The 8,847-nt window shown below is 37.9% G+C and carries 8 protein-coding genes and 1 tRNA gene; 1 reads left to right on the top strand and 8 read right to left on the bottom strand.

Annotation, left to right across the window (positions count from 1 at the left end; translation table 11 throughout):
- The 8 genes from FFM61_RS09010 to FFM61_RS08700 all read right to left on the bottom strand — a co-directional run.
- Positions 1-617, bottom strand: a 617-nt coding sequence (locus FFM61_RS09010; protein ID WP_170176044.1) for a LysM peptidoglycan-binding domain-containing protein, incomplete at its 3' end; no start/stop codon positions are given.
- Positions 618-920: 303 nt separating this feature from the next.
- The gene (locus FFM61_RS08730) at positions 921-2,987 is read right to left on the bottom strand and encodes an ATP-dependent Clp protease ATP-binding subunit (RefSeq protein WP_074428087.1); all 2,067 of its coding nucleotides are present in this window, start codon (positions 2,985-2,987) and stop codon (positions 921-923) included.
- A gap of 211 nt (positions 2,988-3,198) precedes the next feature.
- On the bottom strand, positions 3,199-4,206 hold the full coding sequence (locus FFM61_RS08725) for a zinc-binding alcohol dehydrogenase family protein (protein WP_074428086.1): 1,008 nt from the start codon (positions 4,204-4,206) through the stop codon (positions 3,199-3,201).
- Positions 4,207-4,322: 116 nt separating this feature from the next.
- Positions 4,323-5,039 carry an acetolactate decarboxylase gene (budA, locus tag FFM61_RS08720; protein WP_083194557.1) on the bottom strand — a complete coding sequence of 239 codons (717 nt, stop codon included), beginning with the start codon at positions 5,037-5,039 and terminating at the stop codon, positions 4,323-4,325.
- Positions 5,040-5,060: 21 nt separating this feature from the next.
- Positions 5,061-6,746 carry an acetolactate synthase AlsS gene (gene alsS / locus FFM61_RS08715; RefSeq protein ID WP_074428084.1) on the bottom strand — a complete coding sequence of 562 codons (1,686 nt, stop codon included), beginning with the start codon at positions 6,744-6,746 and terminating at the stop codon, positions 5,061-5,063.
- A 239-nt stretch (positions 6,747-6,985) separates the two neighbouring features.
- A tRNA-Gln gene (locus FFM61_RS08710) sits at positions 6,986-7,057 on the bottom strand.
- A 106-nt stretch (positions 7,058-7,163) separates the two neighbouring features.
- Complete coding sequence (locus FFM61_RS08705) at positions 7,164-7,598, bottom strand: MarR family winged helix-turn-helix transcriptional regulator (protein ID WP_074428083.1); 435 nt, start codon at positions 7,596-7,598, stop codon at positions 7,164-7,166.
- A gap of 165 nt (positions 7,599-7,763) precedes the next feature.
- Entirely contained in the window at positions 7,764-8,201 is a 438-nt protein-coding gene (locus tag FFM61_RS08700; protein WP_074428082.1) for a universal stress protein, read from the bottom strand.
- Positions 8,202-8,585: 384 nt separating this feature from the next.
- On the opposite strand from FFM61_RS08700, the gene rpmF reads away from it, so the two are divergent.
- Positions 8,586-8,759: a 50S ribosomal protein L32 gene (gene rpmF / locus FFM61_RS08695; RefSeq protein WP_042491711.1), complete on the top strand. Its 174-nt coding sequence runs from the start codon at positions 8,586-8,588 to the stop codon at positions 8,757-8,759.
- Positions 8,760-8,847: the final 88 nt, after the last annotated feature.

Below are 8,847 nucleotides of genomic sequence, written 5' to 3'. Positions count from 1 at the left end.
GATTGTACGGCTGCTGATTCTGCGGCTGCCTTAACGTTTGCTGCCGATTGTACGGCTGCTGATTCTGCGGCTGCCTTAACGTTTGCTGCTGATGTTGCAGCTGATTGTACGGCTGCTGATTCTGCAGCTGCCTTAACGTTTGTTGCTGACGTTGCGGCTGATTGTGCAGCTGGTTTAACAGCTGACTTTGAAAGATTAATTTGTGAACCAACATAAATAACTGACGATGCTTGCAAATCAGGGTTTGCATTCAATAATTCAGACAAAGTCATACCATTTGCATTAGCAATTGCCCACAATGAATCTCCTGCTTTAACTGCATATGAACCATTGTTTGAAACTGACTTAGCTGCTTCTTCTTTTGCTGGTGCGGCTGATTGTGTTGATGATGAACCAGCCAATTCAATTTTTTGACCAACGTGAATCAAATTAGCATCAGCAATTTTGTTAGCTGATACTAAATCGTCAACTGATACATTATTGGCTGCTGCCAAAGCGTATAGTGTGTCACCAGATTTAACAGTAATAGAATCAGCAGAAGCTACGATTGAGCTTCCTGCCAATGCTGCTGCAGCCCCAGCAGTTGCTAATAGCGTGTTTTTTACAGATGCGTGCATATTTAGTACTCCTTAGTCCTTAAAAATTAGTTACTTAAGCTTATATTAAATAAGAAACAGCTAAATTGATATTTCTTAATATTTTCTTGATTTTTACTACATGCTACATTCTACGATAGAGACTTTTCAAAAGAGTTCAAATAACATTTCATTTATGTTACATTAAGTAATTTCTTTTTTGCTTCGTTCGTATTTTTTTATTTATCACCCGTTAATTATGATAAAAATTCAATCATAACCAAACAAAAAAGCGATGATATACACCATCGCCTCATTTAATATTTATATTTTTAATTCATTTTTTTATGAATCATGTTTTTCTGTTATAACAATCTGACCATCATTCATTTTTGCCAACAAATTTTTAATATTCGGATTATCAAGATAAAAATCGGCTATTTGATCTTCTAAATGATCTTGAATAACTCGGCGCAATGGTCGCGCCCCCATTTCTGGGTTATAACCTAAGTTAACGAGTTCTTGTTTAACATCATCCTTTATCGTAAGATGTAATCCCTTCTCAGAAATTGCATCATTCATTTCACCAATCATCAAATCAACAATACGTAATAAGTTTTCCTTTGATAAAGCATTAAACTCAATAATACCATCAAAACGATTCAAAAATTCCGGCTTGAAGTATGGTGCTAATCGTTCAAGTAATTTATTTGTGGTTGATTCACTATTTTGATCGAAGCCAACCTTTGTTCCTTTAACACCAGTTCCAGCGTTTGATGTCATAATGATGATTGTATCCTTAAATGAAACAACATGACCTTGAGCATCTGTTAAGCGACCATCGTCCAATATCTGTAAGAACATATTCATAACATCCGGGTGCGCCTTTTCAACCTCATCAAGCAAAATTAATGAATAAGGATGACGACGAACTGCCTCAGTCAATTGACCAGCTTCTTCATAACCAACATAACCAGCAGGTGCACCAATTAACTTTGAAACAGAATGTTTCTCCATATACTCCGACATGTCAAATCGGATCATATTGTCTGTGGTACCAAATAATTCCTGAGCAAGTTGCTTGGCTGTTTCCGTTTTTCCTACACCTGTTGGACCGACAAATAAGAAACTTCCGATTGGACGACCAGTCTTATTGAATCCCACACGATTACGACGAATTGCTCGTGCAATCTTTTGTGTTGCTTCATCTTGGCCGATAACATGTGCAGCTAAATTATCACCTAAGTGGCGCAATTGATCTTGTTCGGATGCTGCCAATTCTCCAACAGGAATACCAGTCTTTTCCTCAACAATCTTTTGGATATCTGCAACTGTCACCGTTTGAGCAGCTTCATTTTGTGGCGCTTGTTGCTTAACAGCTTCTAATTGCAATTCTAAATTATTAATTTGGTCACGTAAATGGCTAGCCTTTTCGTAATCTTCACGCTCAATGGCTGATTGCTTTTGTGCTTCAGTTGAATGAATCTTATTTTCTAATTCCCTAGGATCAGCAATCTTCACTGACAGATTCTTCTTTGAACCTGCCTCATCAATCAAATCAATTGCCTTATCTGGCAAGAAACGATCAGCGATGTAGCGATTTGATAAGTTAACTGCTGCAGCTAAAGCATCATCAGAATACTTTACTTTATGATAATTTTCATAGCGTGATCGAATCCCTTGGATGATTTGTAAAGCTTCTTCAGTAGTTGGTTCGTCTACCTGAACAGTTTGGAAACGACGGGCAATTGCAGCGTCCTTTTCAATCTGTCGGTACTCATTTAGTGTCGTCGCACCAATTAATTGGAATTCACCACGCGCTAAAGCAGGTTTCAAAATATTACCTGCGTCCATTGAACCTTCACCAGCCGTTCCGGCACCCATGATTTCATGAATTTCATCAATGAACAAAATAACATCATCACGCTTTGAAACTTCATCCATCAATTTTTGCATTCGCTCTTCGAATTGACCACGAACCCCAGTACCTTGTACTAAGGATACAACGTCCAAACGAATAACCTCTTTACCTTGTAACTTACCCGGCACCTTAGCATTAACGATAGCCTGTGCTAGGCCTTCAACAACTGCTGTCTTACCAACACCAGCTTCACCAATTAAAACGGGATTATTCTTAGTACGACGGTTTAAGACCTCAATAACGCGTGTGATTTCGTCATCACGCCCAATAACCGGATCAAATTTACCTTGTCGTGCTAACTCAGTTAAATTAATGCCATACTGATCTAATAAGCCATTACCTTGACCATTATCATTACCTCCCCCGCGAGTCATTTGTGGACGTTGTCCTTGCTGCGCACGTTGCGCCTGTTGTGCACGTGATACGCCTTCATTATTCATCATACGGAAAATATCATCAAAACTTGAAAAACCAAATGGATCTTGTGCCATAATACGGCCTCCTTATATTTTTTTATATTCATTACTCCCAATACAAATCAACTGTCAAAATTTTCTTTGACCTTTATTGACCTTATCTACATTTTCTATATTAGCACTCTACACAAGAGAGTGCAAATTAAAGGCTTGTTTTTTCACCACTAAAAAAGATTGGTTCATCATCTTCAGATAAACCAATCTTTTTAATTACTTTTATTCAACATCAATATTTAATAACTAACTTACCCAACATGTTTCCTGGCGCAACTTCCTTTTGAGCTCTCATAATCGTATGAGCAGATAACCCATCTAATGTTTGAGTTACTGTCGATTTAACAAAACCATCATCAACCAATTTCGCTAATAAAGCTAATGCTGCACCCTGACTAGCAATATTTTGCCCAGCATTTGTCTTAGCAAACATGAATTCCCAATCAAGTGATGCTGCTTTATTTTTAATTAATCCCACAGGCAACGGTATCGTTGATTGTACAATGGCACCAATATGACCAAACGTACCCACCAAATCAGCCGCTTTCTCAAAATGTTGATCCAACGAATGTAACACCGCAATATAAGGTATATCATGATAGCCTAAGTCTTTAACCGTTTGCACGTAGTTTGCTCGGTGATTAACTACTTCATCGGCTCCCATGTCTTTAACCCATGCAATTGTTTCATCACGTGATGCTGTTGCAATAACCGTCATACCTAACCATTTTGCTAATTGAATCATAATTGATCCAACACCTCCAGCACCATTAATAATTAACAGTGTTTTGCCGTGTGCACTATCAGCTGCCATCTGGATGCCAAACTTATCAGCTAACATTTCATAGGCTGTTAAAAATGTAAGCGGCAATGCGGCTGATTCAATATCTGACAAAGTCGTTGGTGCCTTAGCAATCAAATCTTCACAAACTGCCTCAAATTCAGCATTTGCACCCGTACGACCTAATTCACCAGCAAAAAACACACGATCACCAATTTGATAATTAACAACAGTACCGCCAACACTAACAATTTCACCTACTGCATCAAAGCCCAAAACACGTTCTTGTTGTGTAGCCTGAGCACCCTCTAATTGTTTAATATCTACTGGATTCATAGCAGTTGCTGACACTTTAACCAACACATCATGGTCAGTCAAATTAGGTTGTGCAATGTCTTTATCAATTAACGGTGCTTGCTCATCAGCAGTTGTCACAACTGCTTTCATTAATTTTCCCATTTTTTATCTCCCCGATTATATCAATAATACGTATTATTTCTTAGATACATCATACTATGACAGTAAAAAAATAGCGATTACAATCCATCAAATCATTGTAATCACTATTTTTAAAATTAATCTTGGGAACCTTCAGCTGCTGCAACGCCTTCTTTTAGTCCATCCATATCAACATGGTGCTCACGGAATTCTTTATCATGAATTGGTAAATGTAATTCATAATTATCAAAAATGGTTAAGTCTCCTGCTAATTCATTAGCATCAAACCCCAAAACATGACCACCAAAAGTACGATCATCACTCAAAAAGTGAACATGCCAGCCAGCAGCAACCGTACCTTGATATAGTTCGGGTGAATAGTAACCAATTAAAACACCATCAACATCATTTTTTTCAAATTCACGTTGTGTATGGGTAATTTCTGATAATGAAGGGAATGGACGTTCAGACTTAGGCGCCGAACGAACTTTCATATGATTAAAGCTCCCCCGCAAAACAACGCCTGAAAAAGTATTTTCTAATTGGCGATCACTAATTAGTGAAACCATCTCTTTCATATCACCGGCGCTAAATGAAACTTTTTGTTTCTCATCATCAATATGATGAACTGTCGCAAATGGTACGGTTTTTTCCATATCTGTTACATGGTGAATTTGACCTTCGCCGTCCATATAATAGACTTCACCATCCACCATAATCATTTCACCATCTAAACCATCAAAAGTGCCAATACCAGTATCCCCATGTTGCTTTAATTCAGCCAAAGTTGCTGAACCACCCAAAACCTTACCCATCAAAGCGGCTAGTGTACTGTGTTGATATACTGTTGCCATTTTTATATCTTCTCCTTTAATTTATTCTGCATCAATCAATTGAGACATTAATTCATAGTTATGTGAATAATCTACTGGAATTTCAACAACAACTGGACCTTCAGTTGCAAATGCTTCATCCAAAACCGCATCCAATTGGTCTGGAGAATCAACACGCAATCCCTTAGCACCAGTTGCTTCAGCGTACTTTACAATGTCAATCTTTGATAACTTAACACCAGCTGACTCACCATTGTACTTCACTTCTTCTTGGAACTTAACCATATCGTAGTGATAATTATCTTGCCAAACAATGTGAACCGTATTCAAGTTAAGTTGTACTGCTGTTGCTAGTTCCATTCCTGAGAAGAAGAAACCACCATCCCCAGAAACTGAAACAGCCTTAGCATTTGGACGAACCATTGCGGCAGCCATTGCCCAAGGTAGACCAACACCTAATGTTTGCATACCATTTGAGAACAACAAGTGACGAGGAACATATGACTTAAAGTAACGTCCAAGCCATAAGTAATGTGAACCAATATCAGAAGTCAAAGTCATATCATCAGTCATATGTGCTTGCAAAGACTTAATAATACTCAAAGGATGGTTCAAGTTTTCTTGTGCTGGCGTATAAGTTGGCTTTGCAGATTCCTTTAGTGCATCCTTGAATTCAGATAACTTAGCTTGTGAGGCAGCTGGCAGAGTATAATCAGCAATTTGTGACTTCAAATCAATCAATGTATCAGCTAAAGTTCCCACAAGTTGGCGAGCTGGCGTAAAGTTATTATCAATCTGAACAGCTTGCGTATCAATTGCAACAATGTGCAGATCTGCATTCTTATTCCAATTACGTGGCTCGTATTCAATAGCATCATAACCAACGGTAATAACCAAGTCTGATTGTGCCAATAATTGATCACCAACTTGATTACGGAAGAAACCGACACGACCAAAGAATGTTGCTTCCTCTAACTCACGAGAAATGACTCCGGCGCCTTGATACGTTTCAACAACTGGTAAAGTTGTCTGTTCTAGTAAAGCATGCAATGCTGCTGTTGTATTATCATCAGAACCACGAGCACCAACTAACAATACTGGCAATTTAGCAGCTTTAATTTGCTCAGCAAGCCAAGCAATATCCTCTGAAGCTGCTGCACCATAACGAGCGGGCTTAACTGCAGGCAATGCAGCTGTCGTAACTTCTGCTTCATCAACATCTTGTGGCAATGAAACAAATGCTGCCCCTGGCTTAGGTCCATTAGCCGCTGCAATAGCATTAGAAATTAATTCTGAAATATTATTAGGATCTTGAATTTCAACTGAATAATTCGTAATTGGTGAAAACAACGTTGCTGATGGGGTACTTTGATGTGTCAAACGATACAAATCTTTTCGTTGTACTTGACCCCCTATTGCCAATACAGGATCATTTTCAGCAGTTGCTGTCATCAAGCCAGAAGCCAAGTTTCCTACACCTGGTCCTGACGTCACGATAACAACCCCAGTTTTACCAGTAATACGTGCAAAAGCTTGCGCCATAAACACAGCGTTTTGTTCATGACGTGTCACAATTAACTTAGGTGCTTTTTCTCCTGCTTTAGGATGATCTAATTTTTCAAACAATCGATCAATTTTAGCACCCGGAATCCCAAAAGCTAAACCAATACCATGATTATTCAAACTATCGACAACTAAGTCAGCACCTGTTTTTTTCTCTTCAGACATGTACTTCTACCTCTTTAAAATATATTATATTTCCAATAAGTGTCATTAACTACATTGTAGCGCTTTATTTCGATATTTTGTAGCCATATCCCTTTAGCGTTCACAAAATCTTCTAACTCTTTTTTAGCATAAAGCGTTAAGGCTAGTTGGTGTAACGCTTCCAAAAATAATATATTTTAGCGCAAAACAAAAAGCACCAATCATATATAATATGATTGGTGCTTCCCGCATCTGTAAAACTGGGCATACTGGATTCGAACCAGTGCATGATGGCACCAGAAACCATTGCCTTACCGCTTGGCTAATGCCCAAAAACAACTACTCAATCATACAACATACACTAAATAAATTCAAGCCCGTATAAACAAAAAATATAGATCAAATATACCTTTAAATCATCACACTTACAAAATATAACTACCCTTTACTATTTACTTGTATTTTCTCATCAAAGCGCATCATAAATTTTAAAACATCAGCAGAACGTTCTTCACCTAGTGCTAGTAACCAACCCTCAAAGCGCATTTCAATCCGTTCAGTAAGAGCTGCCTCTATTTTTTGACCGCGGTGTGTTAAGTGCAATAGTTGCCGCCGTCGATCCATTGCATCAGCTTCTTGCCAAATATATTGTTTACGTAATAACATTTTTATTTGTCGTGAAACTGCAGCTCGTGTGACTTGACGTTTGGCAACAATATCAGTTAGTGTCAAGCCATCATGCTGTGCCACACTATGCATAATTAAATATTGTTCAAAGGATAAATCGTACGTTGCTGCTGGCTCAGCTACTGTATCACTCAAATATTTTAAAGTTGATAGGTAAGCATTAATATATTTCGTTACTAGTGTCATTAGTTTTTCCCCACAAGTTTTTGTCATAAATTAATTCTATCGAATACCTACCTATTTTATTAACTAATTTTTTAAAAAAAAGAGATTAGTACGTTGCTGTACTAATCTCTTACTAAACATGTTCAAAAAATCGGACCTTTTTTATACCATGCTAATTAAATTATCCTATCGCACAATCATCACCGTTACAGGTGCATGATTAGCGATATAACTTGATTGTGATCCAAAATACTTCTCAGTTCCTTTTTGTGAATGCGAACCAACAACAACCATGTCTGGTTTTACAGATGGAATAACATCTTTGACGATTACTTCCCCTGGAGTTCCTTCGGCAATTCTAATATCTACATCAGTAACGCCATTTTCTACTGCCATCTTGCGGTATCGATCTAACGCACGACGAACATCATCTTCAGCTGCCGTCGTCTTTTCTTTTGAAAAGAAATCAAATACACTTAATTGTCCCTTTTCAAAAATTGATACGATTGTTAATTTGGCCTCATCTTCACGTGCTTGGTGAATAGCATTAACTAAAGCCATTTGTCCCAAGTCTGAATCATCTACTGCTGCCAAAATATGTTTAAACTGCTTCCCTGTTGCCATATTCCCGTAGTCTCCTCTTGTAATCAAGCATACTTACTGTCATGACTTTTACTGATAAGTTACCCCTATGTTTATGATTACCCCTATATTTAGCTACCAAAACCGCAAAACTTGGATTATCACACAGATAGTAATGGACTGCTTACTGATAAAAACAACATCAGTAAATATGCCTCCTTATTTTTTGGTACACCTAATTATCTAACTAGTCGCACTAAAAGTAAAGTTATTGTTGGTTTTTAGTTTTTGACTGTCGTCCCTACCGCAAATGGGATATTACTTGACAAATCGCGAAAAATAATGTAATTTAGAACAGTTGAAAAAATTAGATTATCAAGCACTGCCTTCTTTCTAACACGGCGGTGTATAAGGGAGGATATAACTATGGCAGTTCCTGCACGTAAAGTTTCAAAGCACGCAAAGCGCACTCGTCGCGGCGGTCAAGGCGGATTAAAGACGTCAGCTATTCACATGAACGAAAATGGTGTTTACGTACGTAACCACCACGTTGCCGCTGATGGCACTTACAATGGTAAGCAAGTTGTTTCACCTAAGTAAGCTCATTATTTAGGCTCTATACTTTCTAGCGTGAAACTAAACATTTCACGCTTTTTATTTTGTCTTTTTCACATAAAAAAAGACACCA

This window comes from Weissella hellenica (genome assembly GCF_005405545.1).
Classification (GTDB): Bacteria; Bacillota; Bacilli; order Lactobacillales; family Lactobacillaceae; genus Weissella; species Weissella hellenica.
Note: the sequence above shows the minus strand (reverse complement) of the source record. Positions and strands in the feature narration are given on the sequence as shown.

Bases quoted from the DNA above. Each gene is read 5' to 3' on its own strand.
- FFM61_RS08730 (WP_074428087.1), bottom strand. From the start codon at position 2,987: ATGGCACAAGATCCATTTGGTTTTTCAAGTTTTGATGATATTTTCCGT.
- FFM61_RS08725 (WP_074428086.1), bottom strand. From the start codon at position 4,206: ATGGGAAAATTAATGAAAGCAGTTGTGACAACTGCTGATGAGCAAGCA.
- budA (WP_083194557.1), bottom strand. From the start codon at position 5,039: ATGGCAACAGTATATCAACACAGTACACTAGCCGCTTTGATGGGTAAG.
- alsS (WP_074428084.1), bottom strand. From the start codon at position 6,746: ATGTCTGAAGAGAAAAAAACAGGTGCTGACTTAGTTGTCGATAGTTTG.
- FFM61_RS08705 (WP_074428083.1), bottom strand. From the start codon at position 7,598: ATGACACTAGTAACGAAATATATTAATGCTTACCTATCAACTTTAAAA.
- FFM61_RS08700 (WP_074428082.1), bottom strand. From the start codon at position 8,201: ATGGCAACAGGGAAGCAGTTTAAACATATTTTGGCAGCAGTAGATGAT.
- rpmF (WP_042491711.1), top strand. From the start codon at position 8,586: ATGGCAGTTCCTGCACGTAAAGTTTCAAAGCACGCAAAGCGCACTCGT.